Below are 23,368 nucleotides of genomic sequence, written 5' to 3'. Positions count from 1 at the left end.
CTGGTTAAAAGCTTTTTATTTAAATTTATTGAACACCGGTTTTGCCATCGGGCGAACGCCTCCATTTGAAATAAGCGTCCAACACCTTTAAAGCGCTTTCGCTTGGAACAGGGCCCGTATGGGCAGTTTGGGAGAAGTACATAACCGTGGGTTGAGCAGTACTAAACACCGGCCAATTAGCTAAGTCGGGGCCATTGGGATCGCTATACTTTGCAAAGTTTGTCCAATAAGTACTCATGGCATCTGAGATATTCAGGTCTGTTTTACTTGTTTGCCGACTTGAAGCGTCAAGCGTCCTGAATACATAAGCAACTTCCTGCGCGTGGGGCGATCCATACCCCTCCTGCGGAGAGCCCGCGGGATATTCAGGGTGCTGATCAAAATAATAATAATAAACCTTTGATTTACCTCCGTTTGCCTGTAATGTAGCCCAACTCCAGGTATGCCAGCCAAATGCCGCATCGCGGGTCAAATCGCGGGCGTTTTTTGCAAACTTACCTGTGCCCGGAGGGTAAGCCTTGATCAATTCATCAGCAAATTTCCCATAGCGGTTTTTTACAGCATTAACATAATCTTCGGGAGTTTTAGGCGGCGAAAAACTCGCGCCTTCATCAGAGTTGTAACCTATTAATACCGGTATATCGTTGTATTTACCGGCCTCGTATAGCGTATGCTGATCGTCGGGGATCACCCAACCATCAACAACAGGCCAGGCAAGTCCGCGTACGCCCGGAAGTTTATCGGCATCTACTTTTCGTAAATCGGCAATTGACAAAAACCCGGCCCCTTTAACATATGCTGCGCCCGCGGCCTCCGCGTCATGAAGGCTTTTCATGTTTTCGCCCGGGTAAGTTGTGACCCGTGTAGGGCCAAATGAGCCACCGCTTTCGGAGATGGCTCCCACGAATAATCCTTTAGCCAAAGGGCTTGCACATAGCATACTAACTGCAATGCCTCCGGCCGATTCACCGAAAATAGTTACCCTGCCAGGATCGCCCCCAAAAGCAGCGATATTTTTCTTTATCCATTTAAGGGCAGCTATCATATCCAATAAGCCATAGTTCCCCGAAACATGGTTTGGATTTTCGGCACTTAATTCGGTGTGTGCTAAAAATCCGAGCTGACCTACACGATAGGCGATACTTACTAAAACTACCCCTTTTTTTGCAAGATATTCTCCGTTATAAGCAGGTTCGGAAGTACCACCCCAATTAAAAGCTCCGCCGTAGATCCATACAAGTACCGGAATTTTGTCGCGCGGTGACTTAGCCGGCGACCAAACGTTCAGGTACAGGCAATCTTCACTTTTTCCAGAAAAAGGGGCCGCTCCCTGTATCGGTTCCGGCGCAAATTTATCAGCCATACGGATGCCGTCCCATTTTGCGGCTGGCTGTGGTGCACGCCAGCGTAACTCGCCGACCGGCGGCGCAGCAAACGGAATACCTTTATAAATTGAAAGGCCATTTTCAGCTGTTCCCTGTAGCAACCCTTCTTTCACCTTAACCGGGGCGGGTTGTGCATGAACAACTGTAATAGCAAGTACTAAAGTAAGTGTACAAATCAAATGTCTCATATAATCATAGTTGACTGACTAAAACTAATTTAAGCGGTTTTGATTCACAACTATCTGAACTAAGGTTGTATAGTTTCGTGAAATAATGTTCAGCACCGGCGACTAAAGCATCAACCATGAGCTTTATGTAAATACAAAACCCGGTCAATTGAATAGCTGTCAAAGCTTGATCATATTGATCAGGAAAACATCATTTTCCCTGATCTGAAGTTTCTTTGAAAATGTTCCTGAACTGCTTACGGTGATATTCTCTTTCAGAATTGCCGCGCCATTATTCTGCTTTTTAAGCAAATCGGCCTGGGTTTTACTAAGCTGATCCGGTTTATTAAAGGAAAGATAGCTGGTGTAGGCATCATTTACTTTGTAACCAGTTTGATAAACCTCCAACCTGTATTTTCCCCCGGGCATACCGGATACTACCAATTCTACCTCTCCTTTTGCTTTAGCAGCCAAATCGCGGGTATAATAAGACTGGTTGTTAACAGAATCAGGTAAAGTATAAGTATAATCCCAAAGTAACACCTGAACATCACCTTTTGTATTTTTACAAGCCCAGGATGAATTATCCTGATCCGCTATTTCTGTTTCGCCTAATTTATTTAAAAAGGAATAGGCAAAAAATGCCGGCTTCTTTATCCCCTGCGTGTTCATCAAGCCAAATCCACCATGAAATGGGGTGAACCTGGGCCCCGCTTCTTCAAAAATGTCGGTAAAAGTCCAATACGACATGGAATTAGCGGCAGCCCCTGTTTGCTTAAGCTTTTCAAGGATGTATGCTGCTTCGTGGTATCTATCATGAAGCGGGTCTGCAGGAGTATAAGATGAGCTCCATTCCGTGTAATGTAATTCGAGGTCGGGAATTGCAGATTCTTTTATTTGTTTGCGTGAATTCCATACGTCACCGCTGATGCTTTCCTTATTTTTAGCAAGTACAGTGCCGGTTGAACCATATTCATCCAAAAAGCCCTGATTAACGCCGTAGGCATGTGTACTGATAAAATCAATCGGCACCGAATTTTTGCTACAGAAATTTATCATTTCTGGCACCCACGCTGCTCCTGCTGTAGCAGGGCCGCCAACTTTATAAGTCTTGTTTACGCTTTTAATGGCTTGTGCGCTATACTGATAAAGCTTGAAGTAGTCATCCTGAGAACCTGTCCAAAAGCCATCTTTCAGATTGGGCTCATTCCAAACTTCAAAATACCACGTCTTAACCTCATCAGTTCCATAGCGTGCTGTAAAATGCTGAGTGAGATTCCTGATCAGGCCTTCCCATTTCTTATAGTCTTTTGGCGGTGTTACATTCCCTCTCCACCAAAAAATGGTTTTGTTACCACTTGCCAGCGCGCCAGGCATAAACCCTAACTCAACAAAAGGCTTCATGCCTATACTCAAAATATAGTCGTACAGGGCATCAACATATTGATAGTTATATTCCGGGTTTCCGTTCCTGTCCTCACGGTAAACAGCCATATCATCCGTCAGCAAACCGTGCATCCTGATATATTTGAAACCGCATTCATTTCTTACAGTAGCCAGCTGTTGCTGCCAGTCGGCCCTCAAACCCTCATTTGCGCGCCCCGCCCCGACACACAAATTGAACGACGTATTGAATTTCCCTTTTTCCTTCTTAAAATCGACGCTGATAGTCCGTTTAACTTGATCCGTTTTTTGCGGGCTGTTACCCTGGCCAAAAACGTTACTAAAAAACAGGCTCCCTAAAATAATTGGTAAAATTTTTCTTTTCATATTAAGCGGTGGATATCGCATTTACAGACAGATCCAAAGTAGCTATTGGTTAAAGTAGCAAAGGTAAACGGCGATACGCCTGCTATTGTTGGCAAATGGGGATACAAATGTTAATCCTCTTATTTATTAATTCAATTTTCAGCAAATCGTCGCAGATTAAAACCTGATCTTTTCAAACTACTTCATAAATATTTTGCTAATCCTCTTTCCGAGATTACGTTTCTATATAGATCAAAACACTTTAAGCTGGCGTTGAATTGAGCATTTAAGTTATTCCATTACGAATTTGTTTCCCTTTTTCCTTTTTTTTTGCCGCAAAATCAATCAAAAATAAACATAAAGCTCTAAGAAACAATTAGTTAAATAAAATTAACATTTGTACCCCTATTTAGAAACAATCGATTGTAATATACCACATAATTTCATCCTCCATAAAGCGGTATGTTCTATACCATTACCGCGTGTCCGACGCCTGAACAACGGCGCAGACGAGATAACCAATTTATAAATAGTCTGATTTAACTGAGCATTATGCCAAAACGCGTACTTATTAGCAGCGGTGTTATTCGCACGGCAAACCATTAAAAAAAACCATTTCAGGAATTATCGCAAATACTCCGCCCGCAATCAGGTTGGTATTGCATATGAATTTAAAAAGTGTGCATGTGTATTGAATTGCCTTAGGGCACCAGCAGTTGAAATACTATTGTAATCAAGGTGTCAGCAATTTCAATTTAACAGTTTAAGCGTGATATGCGGTGGATATAAGGGTGCCAACACCAAACAAATAAATAAACCAATTAACCTAACAATTATGAACCCCAATTAACATGGAAAAAGATTTACGAAAAAGATTAAGACATGTATTACTCCTGTTTACAGCTTTGCTGTTATTAAACCTTACAGGTTACGCACAAAGCATTAAAATTACAGGTAAGATCACCAGTGCAGACAATAACCAGCCATTGCCCGGTGTAACCATTAAAGTAAAAGATTCGCCAACAGGCACGCTGTCCGGAGCGGATGGTAGCTATACTATCAATGCAAAAAATGGAGACATCCTGATTTTTAGTTTTATAAGCTACAATTCGCAGCAAATATACGTTGGCTCATCTACGGTTATCAACGTAGTCCTTAAATCTTCAACCAGCGACCTAAACGAAGTTGTTGTAATTGGTTACGGCACGCGGAAAAGAAATGACCTTACCGGCGCGATATCATCGGTGACAGCCGCAGACATTTTAAAGGCGCAACCTACCACATTTGATCAGGCCTTGCAGGGAAGGGTTGCAGGTGTAGTAGTGCAACAGGTGTCAGGTCAGCCAGGTGGCGACGTTAATGTACAGATCCGCGGTTTAGGTGGTTTCACGGGTGCTCCTCCACTATATGTAATTGACGGTGTACAGATCCCGCCGAATGGACAATCGGCCATTCCGGGCAATGGCACTAACCCGTTATCCAGCATCAACCCATCAGATATTGCTTCGATAGATGTGTTGAAAGATGCTTCGGCCACAGCCATTTACGGTTCGCAGGCATCTAACGGTGTAATTATTATCACCACTAAAAAAGGTTCAGCTGGTCCGCCGCTTATCAGTTATGACGGCTACCAGGGTTGGCAGAAACTGCCTAAATATTATGACGTAATGGATTTAAGGCAGTACGCCACCTTCATGAATGAGAAATCGGCCATTATCGGTTATGACCTGCGGCCGCAATATGCAAATCCGCAATATCTTGGACCGGGTACCAACTGGCAAAAAGCGCTTTTCCGTACAGCGCCAATGCAAAACCACAATTTATCCGTCAGCGGCGGAGATAACAGAACAAAATACTATATATCAGGAACTTACTTTTCACAAACAGGAATAGCACTGGGTTCGGATTTTAAACGTACTTCGGTTAAAGCAAATATTGATAATAAAACTACTGATTGGTTAAAGGTTGGCATCAATTTGAACCTGGCACATGTAGCCGAAAATGTAACCACTTCCAATACAGGTGTAATTCTGCAGGCGCTTAACCAAACGCCCGACGTAGCTGTAAAAAACCCTGATGGTACATGGGGTGGTAATGATCCTAATATTTATGGTGCTGTGGGCACTAACCCGTTTGCGATAGCAACTATTGTGAAAGATTTTAAAAGCCGTTATCAGCTATTCAGCAATGCTTACGCGGAAATCCAATTCACCAGAGATTTAACCTTGCGCAATGAGGTGGCCGGGAATTTTGACTTTGCAACTGAAGATTATTTTAACCCAAGCTATGTTATGGGCGCTTATACAAAGACCAACAACAACGGTACGGCATCAAGTGCACAAAATTTCTATAACTCAATTTCAAATTATTTAACCTACCAGCACACATTTGCAAAAAAATCCTGGGTAAACGTAGTTGCCGGCCATGAAGCCCAATTGCTTAAAAATAGCGGCGTATCGGCTACCCGGACCAATTTTGCAAGTAATAATGTACAGACAATCAGCAGCGGCGATGCTACGACCGCAACCAATACCGGTGTTAAAGGACAGGGCGCTTTAGAGGCCTATTTTGGCAGGGCTAACTTTACTTATGACGACCGTTATTTGTTAACTGCGACCGTACGTCATGACGGTTCATCGAAATTTGCTGAAGCTAACCGGTGGAATACCACCTACTCCGGCGCGCTTGCCTGGAAAGTTAACCACGAAGGCTTTCTTAAAAATGTAAAAGCTATTAATGACCTTAAGCTCAGGCTCGGCTACGGATTGGTAAACAACCAAAATATCGCCGAATACGCTTATGGTTCAACGTTAAGTACAATATCTACCGGGTTGTCTGGAAATTCGCAAATAACTACTACAACCGGAAACCCGAACATCAAGTGGGAAACTACAAAGTCATATAACGTTGGTTTGGATGCAACTGTGTTAAACGGAAGGATCAGCTTAACCGGCGATGTTTATTACCGCAAAACCAATAACCTTTTGCTTAGTCTTACCCTACCGTATTATTCAGGCACATTTGCTGCCGGCGGATATTCACCCGGCGCGGTGCAGGCCCCATATGTAAACGTTGGCGCAGTGAGCAATAAGGGCTTTGAGTTTTCACTGAACACACAAAATATCCGGTCAAAAAACTTCAATTGGAACACCAACATCAATTTTACCAGAAATATCAACAAAGTACTTACTTTGGTTGATGGTACCCCCGCTATTTACGGCACTGTTTCTAAAACCGTTGTTGGCCGATCAATCGGCGAATTTTACGGGTACCAGGTACTGGGCATTTATAAAAACGCCGCCGATTTTGCAAAATACCCGGCATTACCTCAAAATGGCAGCGGCCCTATACCTATAACACCCGGCTCAGGTGGTGTTTGGGTAGGTGATGTTATTTTTAAAGATATCAATGGTGATGGCAAAATTGACGCCAGCGACCAAACCTTTTTGGGCTCGCCTATGCCTAAATTTCAATTTGGTATTAATAACAGCTTCAACTATAAAAATTTCGACCTGAATATTTTTATGGCCGGCAATTATGGTAATAAAGTTTATAACCAGTTAAAAGTTAACGGAGATAACCCGAATCAAAACTTTGGCTATTTCCCGTCTGTGTTCAACTATGCAAAAATCGGATTGATAGACCCGAATGGTTCAAGCTCAGACATCAATAACGTATACATTACAAACCCATCTACAAATATTGTCCGTATTAGTCAGGCCACGGGTAACGATAACCAGCGCTTCTCTGACAAATACATCGAAAACGGCTCATTTTTAAAGTGTAAAAGCATCGCTTTAGGATATAGTTTTTCAAATAACCTTTTGAATAAGATCAAATTAAGATCATTGAGGGTATATGTCAACGTAACCAATGTGTTCACCATCACTAAATATACCGGCTATGATCCTGAGATTGGTTCATGGAACCCATTAGCAGCAGGTATAGATAATGGATATTACGCCCAGCCGCGTGTTTACACATTTGGCCTCAATTTATCCCTAAACAATTAAAATCAAGATTTATGAAACGTATCAAAATAAATATAGTCTTGCTGGTTATCGGTATAATTATGATCAGCAGCTGCAAAAAAGATTACCTCACCCGCCCCCCTTTAACCGGTATCACTACCGACAACTTTTATAAAAGCGGGTCGGATTTAAGATTGGCTACGGCTACACTTTACGCGCAGCCCTGGGCTACCTGGAACAACTTCCCATTGCTTGGAATGGGAGATATCATGAGCGGCAACATGTTACAGCCTTATAATGGCGACCTTGTTCAGCTCACCACCTTTTCCATCACGCCACAAAACGGAACATTAACATCGGCATGGCAAAGTTTTTACAATGTTATAGGACATTGTAATATCAATCTTAAAGCTATTAATACCAAAATGCCGGACAGTGTATCTGTAAAAAGTAAAACAGGCGCCATTGGCGAAATCAGGTTTATCCGGGCTACCTCTTACCTTTATCTTGCCCAGTTATGGGGCGCTGTGCCGATTATAGAAGATAATGACAAACTGATTGCCAATCCATTGGTACCCCGCCATAAGCTTGAGGACGTATATAAGTTTATTATTAACGATTTAAGATATGCAGTTGCCAATTTACCCAGGACTGATCAGCCTGGCCGTGTTACCACCTGGTCGGCACAGGGTATGCTGGCAAAAGTTTATTTAAGCAGGGCCGGCTTAAACCAAAAAGGCTCACGTAATCAATCTGATCTGGACAGCGCCGCTTACTATGCCGGTAATGTTTGTAAAACCAGCGGTTTATCTCTTTTGCCAAATTACTATAATCTTTTCCGGACACAGTATAATGACAATTCTGAATCATTATTTGCCTATCAATGGGCACCTGGAGTAGGTTACGGACAAGGTAATGCCATACAAGCCCAATTTGCACCAAGCGGCAGCCTCGTTACCGGCGGCGGTGGCTGGGGCGGAGCAATTGGCCCAACGATTGATCTTGCAAACCAATATACCACCCAGGATTCGGTACGCCGCAAAGCTACATTTATGCTTACCGGTGATAAGTATCCTGAGCTTAACGCGGCCGGCGGCGGCTACACGGCAACCGCTGTCAACGTTAAAAAACACGTAGTTGGCACCGCGGCAGATAATAATTCTCCCACGATGGACCTTTGGTCATCTATTGAACATAACGCGGTATTACGACTTGCAGATGTATATTTAATTTATGCTGAAGCCTTATTAGGCAATAATGCATCTACTACCAACGCGGATGCTTTGATGTACTTCAACCTGGTACGCAGCAGGGCAGGTGTTGATGTTGTTACCGAACTTACTCCTGATATCATCATGAAGGAAAGGCGCATTGAGCTGGCGTTTGAAGGCCAGTACTGGTTTGACCTGGTGCGACTTTCATATTACGATCCTAATAAGGCAATCTCGATAATTAGTAAGCAAATAACACCTACAAAAGATGCAGTGCCGTATATCCCCCGCTCGCAATTTAGCTATGATCCGGCTACGGGAGTTAAAACAGCGTCAGCCAATAGCCTGATAATAACGCCGCCAAGCATTAATACGTTCACGCTGCCTATACCGGCAAATGAGCAAACAGCAGATCCTAAGTTGTTAGAGGCTCCTGTACCTTATTATTAATTGCTTTCAGAATCATTTAGATAATTCTTAAAATCATGAAAAAATTCAATCATATTAAAAGCTGTTTGCTACTTGCCTTGCTTGCTACAGTCGCAATTATGCAATCCGCCTGTAAAAAGGATGCAACCTCATCATCAAAGGGAACTCCGGTAATTACAGCCATACGCAATTATGTAGCCCATCCCGGCGATTCACTCTTAAGCAGCGTTGGTACCGGTCAATGGATAGTTATTTCGGGCAAAAATTTAAAAGGCGCACTTGCTATCAATTTTGACGGCGTAAAAGGCTCATTCAATGATGCCTGGTTTTCCGATACCAGCGCTATCGCGCTGATTCCGGCTGTTATTGCGTTCCCGACCGTACCTTCAGATAAACTGAATACCATACAGTACATCACCAACCATGGCCAAACCACGTTTTCGTTCCCTATAGTCGCCCCTGCCCCCACAATTTCAGGCGTTTCCAACGAGGACGCCAATCCGGGTGACTCGGTCAGGATCAACGGGCTTAGCTTTTTCTTTGTTAAAAGTGTAGTTTACGGCGGAATTAATATTACCAGTTTTAAATCGTCAAATGACGGTACCAGCATCAGTCTTGCAGTACCTGCAGGTGTAACGCAAACAGGGGGGATTGTAAGCGTTGAAACAAAATCAGGTAAAGCTGCTACCATTTATTCTGTACATAATTTCGTAAACGGAGTACTGAATAATTACGATAATATAAACAATTTTTCCTGGGGATCGAATACTTCCAATAGTACAGCCACCTATCCCGGCAACACCGGTTATTACGGTATTATGAATGCATCAAATGTTCCTGCCGGTGACTGGTCGTGGTGGAATGGCGGCCGCTCAATTAATATAAACTCGGCACAATGGGTACCTCAAGCTAATTTAAAAGACACCTTGAGCCATTATGCTGTTAAGTTTGAGATATCAGCTACCAAACCGTGGACAAACGGCTCAATCCAAATTTTGAAAGATTACGGTAGTTATGCAGCCCTTTATCGCCCATGGAAAACAGCTTCGGGCGCAACCGCCGCATTTACAACTAAGGGTTGGCAAACGGTTACTATTCCGTTTACAGGTTTCGTCGATAATAAAGGCTTCCCTGCCACAAGCCTTACGGATTTTCTTGGTTCAACCGGTGCAGGCGGCATTGAATTCCAATTTATTAATGATGGCTCAAGCACCGTCCAAAATTTCGAGGCCGCTATTGATAATATCAGGGTAGTAAGAATTAAATAAGCGAGAGCGTTAGTTGATTATAAATGAATGCGCGGGGCCCTGACAGGTCCCGGCATTTTTTAACCGATGCATTGAAATTAAAGTCGGAAAGCCGGGATATAACAAAAAAAACTCCGGTAAAGAATTTAATACGCCTGTACAAAACATCACATCAGTTAAATTAAAAGTAAAAGTTAGTTGAAAAGGTGAATGCTCGGGGTTGTAACAGGGCCCCGGCATTTTTAACTACGATAAGCTAACAAAGACGATGCGCAGGATGAATTTTATAAACTACCCTGCGTACATCGAACAACTACACCATAGATGTTCCAATACTTACCTAACCCAAACCAATAATCGCATGCAAAAACAAACACAGAAACATTACCAATCATTTAAAAAATGAAAAAAACATTTTCCTTAAAACCAGTACTTTTAATAACAGTTGTATTGATATCGTTTTTTTCGTGTAAAAAAACGAACAATGCAACGCCGGAACTTACGGTGAACCAAACAGTACTAACTTTTACACCCGAAGGCGGCACGCAGGATTTTTCTATTTCCTGTAATGCAACATGGAATATCGTTAATCCAGGCTCTGCCTGGCTGCAGCTAAGCGCCACCTCAGGCAACAGCGGCAGTATCGTTATCCATATCAAAACATTATCGGAAAACGGTACCGGATCAACCCGTTCAAGCAGCTTAACCATAAACTCATCAAACGGACAGGCAAGAACTTTAAAAGTTTCTCAAACATCTAACCTCTTTCCCAACTATAATACATCACCCATAGCTCCTGATGCAACCGGAATGAGCAGTAACGCCGTTCAGCTTGCCGCGAAGATAAAATTGGGATGGAATATTGGTAATACACTGGAAGCCTCGGGCGGTGAAACAGGCTGGGGCAACCCGTTGATCACCGAAGATTATATAAAATTTGTAAAACAGCAGGGATTTAATGCTATACGCCTTCCCTGCGCCTGGAACATGGGGCATTTAAGCAATCCGGCAACTGCGCAGATTGATCCAAATTGGATAAAAAGGGTTAAGGAAGTTGTAGGATATTGTGTGAATAATGATATGTATGTGTTGCTGAACATACACTGGGATGGCGGCTGGCTTGAAAATAATATCACCCAGGCCAAACAGGATTCTGTTAACGCTAAGCAAAAAGCATTATGGGAACAAATTGCAACGGCCATGCGCGATTTTGACGAACATTTGATGTTTGCCAGCGCCAATGAGCCTGCAGCAGATGATGCGGCCTCTACAGCAATACTTTCTACCTATCATCAAACCTTTATTAACGCGGTTAGATCAACCGGTGGTAAAAATGCCTATCGCGTATTGGTACTTCAGGGCCCATCTACCAATATGGAGAAAACAAGTGATTTTATGACCACTCTTCCGCAAGACCAGGCTAGAGCCAAGCTGATGGTTGAGGTGCATTATTACTCTCCGTTTCAGTTCTGCTGCCTGCTGGATAATGATGCAAGCTGGGGTAAAATGTTCTATTATTGGGGTACAGGGCACCACTCGGCCATTGAACCTGAGCGAAACGCCACCTGGGGCGAAGAAGCCGATGTTGATGCCTCATTCAGCTTAATGAAGACCAAATTCATAGATAAGGGAACTCCTGTTCTTTTAGGTGAATATGGCGCTTACAGGCGCGACAACACAGCGCATGTCCCTTTAGATTTGCCGACGCATGAAAGTTCGGTAGACTATTGGATCACTTACGTTACAAAGCAAGCTAAAACAACCGGCATGCTGCCATTTTTCTGGGATACGGGCGGAGCTCTTGACAGAAGAAACTATACTGTAAAAGATCAGCGCACGATAACCGCTATCAAACAAGGCGGAAATTAAAAAACGCCCGGGGACTTCAACTGCTCCCGGGCATTTTTATGTTTACAAGTTAAATTAGCGTCCGCAATTTCATCAGCGCCAGATTCACTAACTTTTAGCTTTTTTTTGCTAAAGTAAAAATCAATAAGACTTGGCATTGATGGCCGGGCTAATTACTTTTTCGTTCTTCAGCCGGGTTTCTTAAATTGACAAATCTTCTATTAATTTACAGGTGATCCGGCTTGATTTTTATAAAAATAAATATGGTAAAGAGCTGCTCATGGATTGCTTTAATGTGGCCGAAATAGCCCATCGAAGTTTATCATTGCAGGAGCTTCACGCAACTTCCTTTTATGAGATGTTTTTCTTTAAGGAAATAGCCGGCCACATTTTATTGGAAGATACCAAACTGGAACTTGCCGGACAGGTAGCTTTACTCTTACCCCCTGCCCAACCGCGGCAATGGCACCTGCAAGGTTCTGCCGAAGGTATGGTTGTAATATTTGAGGGAGAGTTTATAGAAACTTTTCTAAAAGACAATCTTTTCCTGAACAGGCTTTATTATTTTGGTAACTACGATGCGCCTGCTACTTTACCGTTAGGAAACGGCGATTTAGATACATTACTGGGGTTATCTAAACACATCGACCAGAAATTAACCTGCTTGCCTCCGACAGCTATCATTTACTAAGGGCATATCTTTACCAATTGCTTATCCTGGTTAACAGAAGCTATACCGATCATTTTCAATTGAAAGGCAATCTTTACAGGAATAACGACATTTTAAAATTCAGAAATTTATTGAGGCGGCACATCCGGATGAAGCAAACGGTTAAAGAGTACGCCGATTTACTTGACATTAACCGCAACCGTCTTAATCATTTATGCCAGGAAACCTTTGGAAAAAATGCACTCTCTATAATTCATGACGAATTGCTAAAATCTTGTAAAAGTGATTTATTAACTACCGGCAAAACCATTTCAGAAATTAGTTATGAGCATAACTTTTCCGCACCATCCAACTTTGTTCGCTTTTTTAAATCATTAACCAAACAATCCCCGGCCAATTATCGCCAGGAATATGCAAATTGATAATAACTAAAGCATACTGATAGTATAGCCGGCTTTTGCAGCAATAGCTTTGCATCGTAATATTTAACTAAATAAAACGATGACAAATCAACTTCCCAAAGCAACTAGTTACCTGGTAAAAGACAACGGAAATGTAAAAGTTCATACGCTGGTATCTCCGGCGCCAATGTTTGCTAATGCAACTCATATCATTGAATTACCCAGGGAGCTAATCCTGGTAGACGGACAGTTTTTCGCTCAATACGGGCAGGAATTCCGTACGCTGGCCGACAGCCTTCAAAAACCCATAACCCGTTTTTACGTACCACACGATCACCCCGACCATTACCTGAGCATGGGCGACGCATTTGCAGACGTACAAGTTTACGCGTTGCCGGAAATTATAGAATCGCTGTTAAAAAACGGCCCGCATGAATTACAGCAAAAACAACAACAAATGGGCAGCCTGATTGCCGGTAAGCTCGCGCTCCCCACAGAAGCTGTTGAGCCGGGAGAAGAAATCATAGGCGGAACCAGGTTCGTTTTTGAACGTGTTTTAAATACTGAATCGCCAAGCGCATTGGTTATCAAGCTTCCTGAGTTAGGAATTGTAATTGCCCAGGAATCCTTTACCACAATGCCCATGCCTTTATTACAGGGCCTGTTAATGGCTGGAAAACAGCATTGAAGGAACTAAGGGCAATTGAGGGATATGATATCTTTTTACCCGGGCACGGTACGCCTGCCGACAAAGCTGCCATTGACAATGAGCTGATTTATCTTGACAAAAGCAGCAAAATCTTCTCCGAAGCAAACAATGCAGAAGAGTACAAGCAATCCCTGTTAGCTGCATACCCTTACTACGCGGCTGCAAAGCTGATAGATATTTATAGCCCAATCCTTTTTGGCAGCCAGGAGCATTAAATCAAATACCAAAATTGCAGGCAACACTCTTCAAAAAAGTCAGTCCCTCTGCTTAAACAGGAGGACCTGACTTTTAATTTATTCATCTTAAGCAGATTTTAGTCAGCGAGATCAATCCTAAAACTTGATACCTTCCAGGCTGGCAAGTTTACAGGCTTTTTGATAACAAGCGCATCCGCGTCCTGCTGCCACTGTATCTTTTCTTTACTGCCCAAGAGTTTCACAGAGCGTATTTTTTTTGTATTTACTCCCGACGATTTACCCAGCGACTTAATTCGAATATCCGCGGTCGGTATGTCAAGCAGAAACGCGTATAGCTTATTGCCATTACTTGTGAAGCGGATATCTTCGGACGTGTATTTCATCCGGTCTTCATTAAAGTTGTCGGTTTTAACTTTTACTGCATTCCCCGGGCGTTCTCCAAATATTTTCCACGGACGTGATCCGTATATACCCTCACCATTGGCGGCAGTCCACTTACCTATCTCATCAAGTGTATTTAACATATCGGGTTCCAAATCCCCTTCAGGTGTTTGCACAATATTAATTAACAGGTTTCCATTCTTACTTACTATATCTACCAGCATCCGTATGATATCGGTACCGCTTTTGTAGGTTTGGCCAGTGCGGTAAAACCAGTCGCCTATAGAAGTATCTGTTTGCCATGGATACGGACTGATGGAATCCTGAACGCCCCGTTCAAGATCCTCTACCCACATACCCTTTGAAGGTTGCTTGCAGTTATACACAGCGGTGAACTGCCCATTGTTGTAGGCCATATTTCCGTTGTAAAAATTGGCTAACATGTCCCTGCCAATATCCCCATACGGGAACCCACCATCTGAGTAAAGCAGGTCGGGGTGATAAGTATCTACCAGTTCTTTAATAGACTTATACCAGGTTCGCTGCCATTCAGGACCCGTAGTATACCAGCCGCGGTCATCTGCTTTTGCTTTAGGATGGTATAGGTCAGCATAAGCTGGATCGTTTGCATCATATGGAACGCCTTTGTAAGCGCCGGAAGTATCGGCATTATGTGCCGGTTGGTACCAGGTATAGCTTGCTCCCAAATGCTCGGAAACGCCGAACTTAAGGCCATTCTTTTTAGCCTCTTTTTGCCAAATGCCAACTACATCTTTATGAGGCCCCATTTGTACAGCATTCCACCGGTGCAGAGAAGAATTCCATAAAAAGAAATTATCATGATGGGTCCCCATGCTTACAAAGTATTTTGCCCCGGCCTTTTTATATAGCGCCATCAATTTTGCAGGATCCCATTTTTCAGCCTTCCATAAAGGTATGATATCCTTATAACCAAACTTTGACGGGTGCCCGTAATGTGCAACGTGATATTTATTTTGTTCGCTGCCCTGAATGTACATGTTACGGGCATACCAATCACCCTGGCGTGGTACGGCCTGCGGCCCCCAATGCGCCCAAATACCAAATTTGGCATCTCTGAACCACGCAGGATATTGGTATTGTTTAAAAGAACTATCAGAAGGCTTGAAGGGTCCGTTGTTAATGGACAGCTCTTGTCCGTGCAGCATTAACGACATCCCGGACAGGACGAGGCTAATTGCGAAAATCTTTTTAAGGTTAGTTATCATTGTAGTCAGGTATTTATATGTAAACAGAAAAATCTATCGCAACTCGATAAACTCGGCTCATAAGGCGCAAGTGAAAAGTTTATGCTTATTGTTAATAATTGCGCTATAACTCTTTCGATACGTTAAAGCCCAACTTAAGCTGAACCCAGTATAACACAAATTGAAAAGCATTCATATCAATTTCATCATAATTCTCATATCCACTGCACATTTCAATCTATCAATGTGTGAGCGCTTTAACAGTTATAGTTGTTGCAGATAACCCCGCCGAACTAACGGTAAGCTTAATATCGCCGGCATTATGAGTGCTCCTGATTACCACTATGGCCCGGCCATGCCAGGCTTTGCGCGAATTGCCTGTATAGGGATCAGTATCTTTGACGTCTGCATTGTCTACCCCGGCTATTACACCAGGCCCTTCAAGTTTAAATTGAAGTCGATCTGATGCGTTTGGTTGTAGTATACCATCCTTATCAGTGATTTCAATTGAAACATAGGATAGGTCCTGTCCATTCGGCAATAGCTCCTTACGGTCGGCACCGAGCCTGATCTTAGCAGCGGAGCCTGAAGTTTGCAGCGTAGTTGATTCCATTTCTTTATCATTTTCAACGCCCACGGCTTTGAGGGTCCCTGGTGTATATGGCACTGAGAAAGTAGCTTTATATTCCTGATCTTCTGTTGTTGACTTTTCGCCAAGAAGTTTATCATTGAAGTAAAGCCTTACTTTGGGATATTTTGAATATACCTCTACGTCAATATTCTTTCCCTCAAAGCCCGGCCATGTCCAGCTTTCCCAGGTAGGCCATACCGACCACCAGGTTTCTTTGATTTCCAATGGCTCCGGCTTTGGTTCGCGTACAGCCATATATAACTTCTCTTTATTATTGTACAGCAGGCTCCTGTAATGCGATATGGGCTTTCTCCATCCGGTTAAATCTATATCTCCGCAATAAGCACCATGCCAGGGAAAAAAATCGTTTTCCCAATGTTCTCCGGGCACCTCGCCCGAATAATACCAACGGCCAATCCCCGATTCGCCTAAATAATCTATCGCTGTCCATACAAAATCACCAATAATATAATTGTTGTTTTGTACCAGCTTCCAATTAGCAAAAGCATCGCGCGGGTATGACTCTGTCTGAAAAATAACACGGGAAGGAACCCTTTTATGATCGGCAGGGGCGCCTTGCAGCTGATAATTATAGCCGCAAACATCATGAACTGCCATAAGCGGATCCAGTGATTCCCAGTCATTGCCCCATTTTACAATGGCCGATGTTACAGGCCTTGTGGTATCGATACTTTTAACAGTAGCTGCAAGCATTTTGGCAGTCACAACAGCCTCTGGCTTATTTCGCTCAACCACCTCATTACCTATACTCCACATAAAAATTGACGGATGATTCCGGTCGCGCAGCACCATTGTTTCCAGATCAAGCTTCGACCACTTATCAAAATACACCGAATAATCGTGCTTGTTTTTACCGATTCTCCAGCCATCAAAGGCCTCATCAATAACTAATAAACCCAGCCTGTCACAAGCGTCTAAAAAAGCTTCGGAAGGGGGATTATGAGATGTTCTTACGGCGTTAAACCCGGCAGCTTTTAACAACTCCACCTTACGCTCCTCAGCCCTGTCAAAAGCTGCAGCGCCGAGGCAGCCATTATCGTGATGTGCACATCCACCGCTTATCTTGACAGTTTTACCATTGAGCTCGAAGCCATGCCCGGCTGTAAACTTTAAGGAACGAATGCCGAACGAAGTTTTTGTTTCATCTGCGAGATCATTGCCTTTTAACACCCGGATCCGGACCTGGTATAAATTGGGGGTTTCCGGTGTCCACAACAGGGGATTTGATACTTTTATAGTTTGTGTTATTTCCTTTTCGCTATGAGCCGGTAATGTTAACCTCATCATGTTATTCCCCGCATCTTTAAAACGCCCGGACAGCAGCCGGGTATTTACGGCAATACTTTGTGAAAAGGCCGTTTCGTTTTTTATCGTAGCCTTAACCTGTACAGAGGCCTGTTTTGAAGATACCTGAGGCGTTGTAACCGCAACTCCCCAATCGGCTACATGTAAAGGATTGGCAATATTCATCCAAACATGGCGGTAAATCCCCGAGCCACTGTACCACCTGCTGTTTATTTGTTGTGAATTATCTACACGAACAGCTATCACGTTTTCTTTGCTAAAATCCAGGTAAGGAGACAGATCATAACTAAATGAAGAATAACCATAAGGGCGGATCCCGAGTAACTTCCCATTGATAAACACCTCGGAATTCATGTATACACCTTCGAAATAAATGGAAACACTTGTTCCTTTCCATGCAGGCATGGCCTTAAACGTTTTTCTATACCAGCCAATGCCCGCCGGAAAATAACCACCTGCACCACCTGTTGGATTTTTAGGGTTTACCTTTCCTTCGATGCTCCAGTCATGCGGCAAATCGAGGCTACGCCAGCCTGTATCGCTAAAGTTTTTCAATTTAGCCAGTGAATCATCGAGCTTAAATTTCCAATCGTAATCAAACAATTGTTTTCGTTGAATACCATTCGGTGGTTGCGCGAAACTTACCATACCGCCGGTCAAGAACAGGATGACTATGATTATTGCTTTCATAATAATGAAATGTTTAACAAGGTTATTTAACTGCAATTTTTGTTGTTTGAATAATATTGCGGGATGAATTACCTAACTCAAGATTATAGTCGCCGGCTTCCGCATTCCATCCCTTTTTTGATTCATCATAAAATGCCAGGCTGGCAACTTTCACCTGCATTTCTACCGTCTTTGATTCACCGGGTTTTAAAAATATCTTTTCAAAAGCTTTAAGCTCTTTTTCAGGACGCAAAACCGAACAAACCGGGTCATTTACATACAATTGTACAACTTCAGCCCCTGATTTGTTACCTGTATTCTTGATCGAAAACTTCGCATGAATTGTTTCATCCTTTTTATAGCTTGATTTATCTGTGGAAAGTTTACTGATAGAAAAATCGGTATAGGAAAGACCATATCCAAAAGGGAATTGTGGTTCAATTTTCTTGGTATCATACCAGCGATATCCAACCAATATACCTTCTTTATAATCAGCCGTAAGGCCCTTACCGGGATAGGTATCCAGATTAAATGCAGGTGAATCATGTAACGAAACCGGGAAGGTAAACGGCAGTTTTCCCGAAGGATTGATAACTCCCTTTAAAACATCGGCCAGCGCATTACCCGCTTCCGATCCGTTAAACCATGACCAAACAATGGTGTGATTTGATTTTTTTATTTCACCCAGATCATACGGCGCGCCGGCCATAATAACAATAATAGTGTTAGGGTTAACGGCGCTCACCGCATTAACGAGGGCCTGTTCGCCAAAAGGAAGCTCCAGGCTTTTGCGGTCATGGCCTTCGCTCTCATATTCACGGTTTGAGCCCACACACAAAATGGCAACATCGCTGGTTTTCGCAAGCGCTACGGCCTCATCAATCAGGTTCTGATCAGGTTTGTCGTAGCCACGGTTTTGTTCCTCAGTTTTATTTGCCAGGTAATTGGCCTTGTAACCCTGCGCAAAACTGATACTGGCTGTTTTGCCGAACCTTGATCTTATGCCGGCTAACGCGGTAATCTCATATTTGGCTTTCACTCCGGCGCCATAGCCACCCAAAGCAAATGTACGTATGGCATTATCGCCTATAACAGCAATGCTTTTGATTGCGATTGTTTTTAAAGGCAATAAATGGTTGTCGTTTTTTAGCAGAACGATAGATTCTGATGCAATTTCATACGCGGCTTTGGCATGTTCAGGCGTGGCTATAGATCCTTTAGGATGATTGGCACTCATGGAGGTATGATACATGAGCCATAAAATCCGGCTTACTTTATCGTCAATGATTTTTCCAGAAACCTGGCCTGCTTTAACTGCTGCCAACAAGGGTTTGGCAAAATACCACTGATCATAGGATCCGCTTGATCCCATTTCAATATCAAGGCCATTGTTTGCGGCAGCAACCGTATGATGCGTCCCGGCCCAGTCAGACATGACCACACCTTTAAAGCCCCATTCATTTTTTAACACCTTGTTTAATAAAAAATCATTTTCTGAACACCAGTAACCGTTCAACTTATTGTAGGCCGACATAACCGTGTAAGCATTCCCCTGCTGTATCGCTGCTTTAAATGCCGGGAAATAAATTTCGCGTAAAGCCCTTTCATCCACTAAGGTATTTACATTATCACGGTTAAGCTCCTGGTTATTTGCGGCAAAATGTTTTATACAGGCTGCCACATGCTGGCTTTGGATCCCTTTTACGGATTGAATAGCCAATTGACTGTTTAGATAAGGATCTTCAGCGTAATACTCGTAGGTGCGGCCGCAAAGAGGCATTCTGCAAATGTTAAAGGCTGGTGCAAGCATTATAATCTTTTTACGGGCATTCGCTTCCTCCCCGATCACCACCCCATACTTATTAGCCATTAAGGGATTCCAGGTAGCCGCTATTGCCGAACCATTGGGCAAAAAAGTAGCGGAGTCAGTTGTCCAGTTGGCCGAAGCCCAGTCAAAACGTTTTATTTCTTCACGAACACCCAATGGCCCGTCATCACATGTCAATTCAGGGATACTTAAGCGGGGCACGCCTGCCGAAGAAAACAGCGCATTGCCGTGCAACATTGCTATTTTTTCTTCAAGTGTCATCTTTTTGATGATGCTGTTGATCTTCAATTTAAGGTCGGCCTCGTTTTGGTTTTGCGCCGATACACTGCCGAATAAAAAAAATGCAATAACGCAAGTAATTATATATTTCATAAATATTAGTTCTTTGAATCGCTTGTTTAACATTACTTATCAGCCGCTGTAATTTCAATAACCGACTGCTTCAACTCCGGCGAGGTAGCTTGTAAAACTATAGTGCCTGGTTGCCCGGTCGACTGGACAATCACCTGCGCGTACCCGCTAAACAGCTTTCGTTTATAGAGAGCTGCAGGATAAACCAGCTGGATCAGACCTGGATCAGTATTAACGCCTGCCCAGATATTAGCTTTAAGCAACGGTGTGGCCACAATAGCGACGATGTTATTACCAGGGTGCAGTAATGCAGCTTCAAGTTTAAATTCCGTCTTTCCTGCATTCTCTTTGATTTCATGGCCTATTTCTTTTCCGTTGATATAGATGCTTTGTACCTTGCCTATATTTTTATTAAAAAATGTAGCAGTAGCGGTAGCACCATCGGCGGGCATAGTGAAACCTGCCCTGTATACTATCGCTTTCACCTTTCGGCCAAATTCGTCGTCCCGGGTGTCTTTAAAAGCATTTTGCCAGTTGCTGTCATCATAATCGGCTGCAACCTCTGCTTTTACATTTAAATCATCTACGAACTTCTCTTTAAAATCGCCTATATGAACAAGGTTGATCCGTTCTAAATATTGATCAGGCTCCAGCGAGGTAGGGTCTCCGTTACCAACACCTATAATTTTACCGGGGCCTTCAATTGAAAAGCCTATCTCATTGTCGGCCGTTGGCACCTTCAGCTTATTTTTATCAGTTGTTTTTACCGTTATTAAAGCTATATCCTTGCTATCGGCTTTAATGACATCCCTGTTAGCCTGTAAATTAATGCTGACCGGTTCTTGGGTAGTTTTAACAACGTCACTGCCTGCTTTTACGCCTTTTTTATAACCTATCGCTTCAAGTGTTCCCGGCTCATATTTCACCTGCCATTCCAGGTGCCCGTTTAAATCCATAGTTTTTTTACCATGGCTCTTTTTATTCAGAAAAAGCTCAACCTCGTCGCAATTACTATAAGCACACACCCGTATTTCCCGGCCTTCTTTACCGCGCCAGTTCCAATGTGGCAACAGGTGCACAACGGTTTGATCAGTCCACCATGACTTTAAATAATAGTAATCGTCTTTGGGGAAACCGCAGGCATCAAGCATCCCAAAATATGACCCGACAGAAGGCCATCCGAAAGGTGTGGGTTCGCCCCTGTAATCAAAACCTGTCCAAATGAACATTCCTGCCAGGTATGGGCGCGCCGCGTAGTATTTCCAGCCCTGTTCCAGGCTGTAGAAAAAATCATTTTGCTTTCTGTCATACGCTACAAGCTGATGCTTGTCCATATCATCCTCATAAATTCCCCTCGAAGCAACCGTTGATCCTTCTTCGGTACCCCAGCTAAATTGGTTAGGGTACTTTTTATGTTGTTCGTCGGTATTTTTAGTGGCAACATAATTATACCCCAGCACGTCTATCACGGTTGATATTCCGGAGCCAATCCCTCCGCTTATGGCTGCGGTGATGTAACGCGTTGAATCAACCGATTTGACAAAAGCCTGCATCGTGGCAGCTATTCGCGCCCCGGTAATATTGCCTTCAATACCCCACTCCTCGTTACCTATCGACCAGCTGATAATGCTGGGGTGGTTACGGTCGCGCCGGATCATCCTCTTCAGGTCATTTAGTTGAGTTGATGCCACACCCATCAGGCGATTTTCGTCAATAACCAGCATCCCCAACTTGTCACACGCGTCCAGCAGTTCGGGTGTTGGCGGATTATGCGAACAGCGATAGGCATTACAGCCCATTTCTTTTAAAGCACGGATTCTGAATTCCTGTAAAGCATCAGGGATAGCGGCACCTACACCGGCATGATCCTGGTGATTATTGGTACCTTTAATTTTAACATGCTTTCCATTCAGAAAAAAGCCCTCATTGGCGTCAAACCTGATGGTACGGATCCCAAAGGTTGTTGTATAGCTATCTGTAGCTGCTCCGCCTTCTTCAACAGTAGTCACCAGCTTGTACAGGTTTGGAGTTTCTATACTCCAGAGCCTGGGGTTATCAACGGGTAAAATATTGTTGATATCCTGCGATGCAAAAGGCTGCAAAGTAAGCCCGGTAGTTGTTTTTGATGCGAGGACTTTTCCGTTATCATCGATAATGGTTTGGGTTACATTAAAACTCCTTGATTCTTTATCGTCGTTGATGATGGCGGATGTTGCAGTAACATCCACCATGTTGTTTTTTAACTGGGTTGTAACAAACGTTCCGTCAGAAACGATATGCAGTTGGTCTGTTTTGTTAAGCCAAACATGGCGATAGATACCTGCACCTTCATAAAACCAGCCTTCTTCCAAGGTTACATCGGCCCGTACAGCAATGAGATTATTGCCACCATAGTTTAAGTATTCAGAAATATTATATTCAAACCTGTTATATCCGCTGGGTTCGGTGCCCAGATAATGGCCGTTTACCCAAACTATGCTGTTTCGAAAAACGCCATCAAATGCAATGGATACCCGTTTACCAAGATCATTAGCCGGAACAACAAAACTTTTGCGGTACCAGCCCACACTGGCTTCAGGAAAGTTGCGACCGATTGCTTTCGATCCGTGACTGAAACTGCCTTTAGGGCTAAAAGGCTGTTCAACGGCCCAGTCATGCGGAAGATTAATTTTACGCCAGCCCCTGTCATCAAACTCTGCAGATGCGGCACCATCCCCGTTCCCCGTTTTAGCCAAGTAAGAGAAGCCGCCCGTGCCATTGTAAAAATCTTTTGAGGGATCATAAGCATGGCCTAAAGCGAACCTCCAGTCATTATCCATAGATAGATGCTGTCGTTTGGCAGCTGATGTTTCGGGAGATTGGGCAGCAGTTTTCTCTGTAACAACGAAAGCTAAAATTAAAAAACACAATAAACGGTGGGATTTCATTTTGTAAGTATGGATTTGGATAAGGTTATCAATATGAACATCAAT

14 protein-coding genes are annotated in these 23,368 nt (G+C 43.3%); 8 read left to right on the top strand and 6 right to left on the bottom strand.

What is annotated here, in order from left to right; genetic code table 11:
* Nucleotides 1–25: 25 nt before the first annotated feature.
* Nucleotides 26–1,573 (bottom strand): carboxylesterase/lipase family protein, encoded by a 1,548-nt coding sequence (locus DUL71_RS29840; RefSeq protein WP_114941468.1) that lies wholly within the window; start codon nucleotides 1,571–1,573, stop codon nucleotides 26–28.
* Between the two features lie 159 nt (nucleotides 1,574–1,732).
* Nucleotides 1,733–3,322 carry a GH39 family glycosyl hydrolase gene (locus tag DUL71_RS29835; protein ID WP_114941467.1) on the bottom strand — a complete coding sequence of 530 codons (1,590 nt, stop codon included), beginning with the start codon at nucleotides 3,320–3,322 and terminating at the stop codon, nucleotides 1,733–1,735.
* Nucleotides 3,323–4,152: 830 nt separating this feature from the next.
* On the opposite strand from DUL71_RS29835, the gene DUL71_RS29830 reads away from it, so the two are divergent.
* The 8 genes from DUL71_RS29830 to DUL71_RS29795 all read left to right on the top strand — a co-directional run bounded on the left by DUL71_RS29830 (nucleotide 4,153) and on the right by DUL71_RS29795 (nucleotide 14,002).
* Entirely contained in the window at nucleotides 4,153–7,314 is a 3,162-nt protein-coding gene (locus tag DUL71_RS29830; protein ID WP_114941466.1) for a SusC/RagA family TonB-linked outer membrane protein, read from the top strand.
* A gap of 11 nt (nucleotides 7,315–7,325) precedes the next feature.
* The gene (locus tag DUL71_RS29825) at nucleotides 7,326–8,933 is read left to right on the top strand and encodes a RagB/SusD family nutrient uptake outer membrane protein (protein WP_114941465.1); all 1,608 of its coding nucleotides are present in this window, start codon (nucleotides 7,326–7,328) and stop codon (nucleotides 8,931–8,933) included.
* A 35-nt stretch (nucleotides 8,934–8,968) separates the two neighbouring features.
* Nucleotides 8,969–10,180 carry a glycan-binding surface protein gene (locus tag DUL71_RS29820; RefSeq protein ID WP_114941464.1) on the top strand — a complete coding sequence of 404 codons (1,212 nt, stop codon included), beginning with the start codon at nucleotides 8,969–8,971 and terminating at the stop codon, nucleotides 10,178–10,180.
* Nucleotides 10,181–10,561: 381 nt separating this feature from the next.
* Complete coding sequence (locus DUL71_RS29815; RefSeq protein WP_114941463.1) at nucleotides 10,562–12,028, top strand: cellulase family glycosylhydrolase; 1,467 nt, start codon at nucleotides 10,562–10,564, stop codon at nucleotides 12,026–12,028.
* Nucleotides 12,029–12,239: 211 nt separating this feature from the next.
* On the top strand, nucleotides 12,240–12,698 hold the full coding sequence (locus DUL71_RS29810) for a hypothetical protein (protein ID WP_114941462.1): 459 nt from the start codon (nucleotides 12,240–12,242) through the stop codon (nucleotides 12,696–12,698).
* A 17-nt stretch (nucleotides 12,699–12,715) separates the two neighbouring features.
* Nucleotides 12,716–13,099 carry a helix-turn-helix domain-containing protein gene (locus DUL71_RS29805; protein WP_114941461.1) on the top strand — a complete coding sequence of 128 codons (384 nt, stop codon included), beginning with the start codon at nucleotides 12,716–12,718 and terminating at the stop codon, nucleotides 13,097–13,099.
* A gap of 79 nt (nucleotides 13,100–13,178) precedes the next feature.
* Nucleotides 13,179–13,766, top strand: a complete 588-nt coding sequence (locus tag DUL71_RS29800; protein ID WP_114941460.1) for an MBL fold metallo-hydrolase — start codon at nucleotides 13,179–13,181, stop codon at nucleotides 13,764–13,766.
* On the top strand, nucleotides 13,763–14,002 hold the full coding sequence (locus tag DUL71_RS29795) for a hypothetical protein (RefSeq protein ID WP_114941459.1): 240 nt from the start codon (nucleotides 13,763–13,765) through the stop codon (nucleotides 14,000–14,002). The genes DUL71_RS29800 and DUL71_RS29795 overlap by 4 nt, the downstream gene beginning before the upstream one ends.
* Before the next feature lie 98 nt (nucleotides 14,003–14,100).
* Here the strand turns inward: DUL71_RS29795 and DUL71_RS29790 are convergent, their stop codons facing one another.
* From DUL71_RS29790 to galA, 4 genes are all read right to left on the bottom strand, one after another.
* Nucleotides 14,101–15,612, bottom strand: a complete 1,512-nt coding sequence (locus tag DUL71_RS29790) for an alpha-L-fucosidase (protein ID WP_208645692.1) — start codon at nucleotides 15,610–15,612, stop codon at nucleotides 14,101–14,103.
* Between the two features lie 220 nt (nucleotides 15,613–15,832).
* Nucleotides 15,833–18,238 carry a glycoside hydrolase family 2 TIM barrel-domain containing protein gene (locus DUL71_RS29785; protein ID WP_114941494.1) on the bottom strand — a complete coding sequence of 802 codons (2,406 nt, stop codon included), beginning with the start codon at nucleotides 18,236–18,238 and terminating at the stop codon, nucleotides 15,833–15,835.
* Nucleotides 18,239–18,260: 22 nt separating this feature from the next.
* Nucleotides 18,261–20,417 (bottom strand): glycoside hydrolase family 3 C-terminal domain-containing protein, encoded by a 2,157-nt coding sequence (locus DUL71_RS29780; protein ID WP_114941493.1) that lies wholly within the window; start codon nucleotides 20,415–20,417, stop codon nucleotides 18,261–18,263.
* A 32-nt stretch (nucleotides 20,418–20,449) separates the two neighbouring features.
* Entirely contained in the window at nucleotides 20,450–23,323 is a 2,874-nt protein-coding gene (galA, locus tag DUL71_RS29775; RefSeq protein WP_114941457.1) for a beta-galactosidase GalA, read from the bottom strand.
* Between the last annotated feature and the right edge of the window lie 45 nt (nucleotides 23,324–23,368).

The organism is Mucilaginibacter endophyticus (genome assembly GCF_003351025.1).
Lineage (GTDB): Bacteria > Bacteroidota > Bacteroidia > Sphingobacteriales > Sphingobacteriaceae > Mucilaginibacter > Mucilaginibacter endophyticus.
Note: the sequence above shows the minus strand (reverse complement) of the source record. Positions and strands in the feature narration are given on the sequence as shown.

What these genes read in the sequence shown, in the direction of transcription:
- DUL71_RS29785 (WP_114941494.1), bottom strand. Translation starts at nt 18,238, where the DNA reads ATGAAAGCAATAATCATAGTCATCCTGTTCTTGACCGGCGGTATGGTA.
- DUL71_RS29815 (WP_114941463.1), top strand. Translation starts at nt 10,562, where the DNA reads ATGAAAAAAACATTTTCCTTAAAACCAGTACTTTTAATAACAGTTGTA.
- DUL71_RS29820 (WP_114941464.1), top strand. Translation starts at nt 8,969, where the DNA reads ATGAAAAAATTCAATCATATTAAAAGCTGTTTGCTACTTGCCTTGCTT.
- DUL71_RS29825 (WP_114941465.1), top strand. Translation starts at nt 7,326, where the DNA reads ATGAAACGTATCAAAATAAATATAGTCTTGCTGGTTATCGGTATAATT.
- DUL71_RS29830 (WP_114941466.1), top strand. Translation starts at nt 4,153, where the DNA reads ATGGAAAAAGATTTACGAAAAAGATTAAGACATGTATTACTCCTGTTT.
- DUL71_RS29835 (WP_114941467.1), bottom strand. Translation starts at nt 3,322, where the DNA reads ATGAAAAGAAAAATTTTACCAATTATTTTAGGGAGCCTGTTTTTTAGT.
- DUL71_RS29800 (WP_114941460.1), top strand. Translation starts at nt 13,179, where the DNA reads ATGACAAATCAACTTCCCAAAGCAACTAGTTACCTGGTAAAAGACAAC.
- DUL71_RS29780 (WP_114941493.1), bottom strand. Translation starts at nt 20,417, where the DNA reads ATGAAATATATAATTACTTGCGTTATTGCATTTTTTTTATTCGGCAGT.
- galA (WP_114941457.1), bottom strand. Translation starts at nt 23,323, where the DNA reads ATGAAATCCCACCGTTTATTGTGTTTTTTAATTTTAGCTTTCGTTGTT.
- DUL71_RS29790 (WP_208645692.1), bottom strand. Translation starts at nt 15,612, where the DNA reads ATGATAACTAACCTTAAAAAGATTTTCGCAATTAGCCTCGTCCTGTCC.
- DUL71_RS29840 (WP_114941468.1), bottom strand. Translation starts at nt 1,573, where the DNA reads ATGAGACATTTGATTTGTACACTTACTTTAGTACTTGCTATTACAGTT.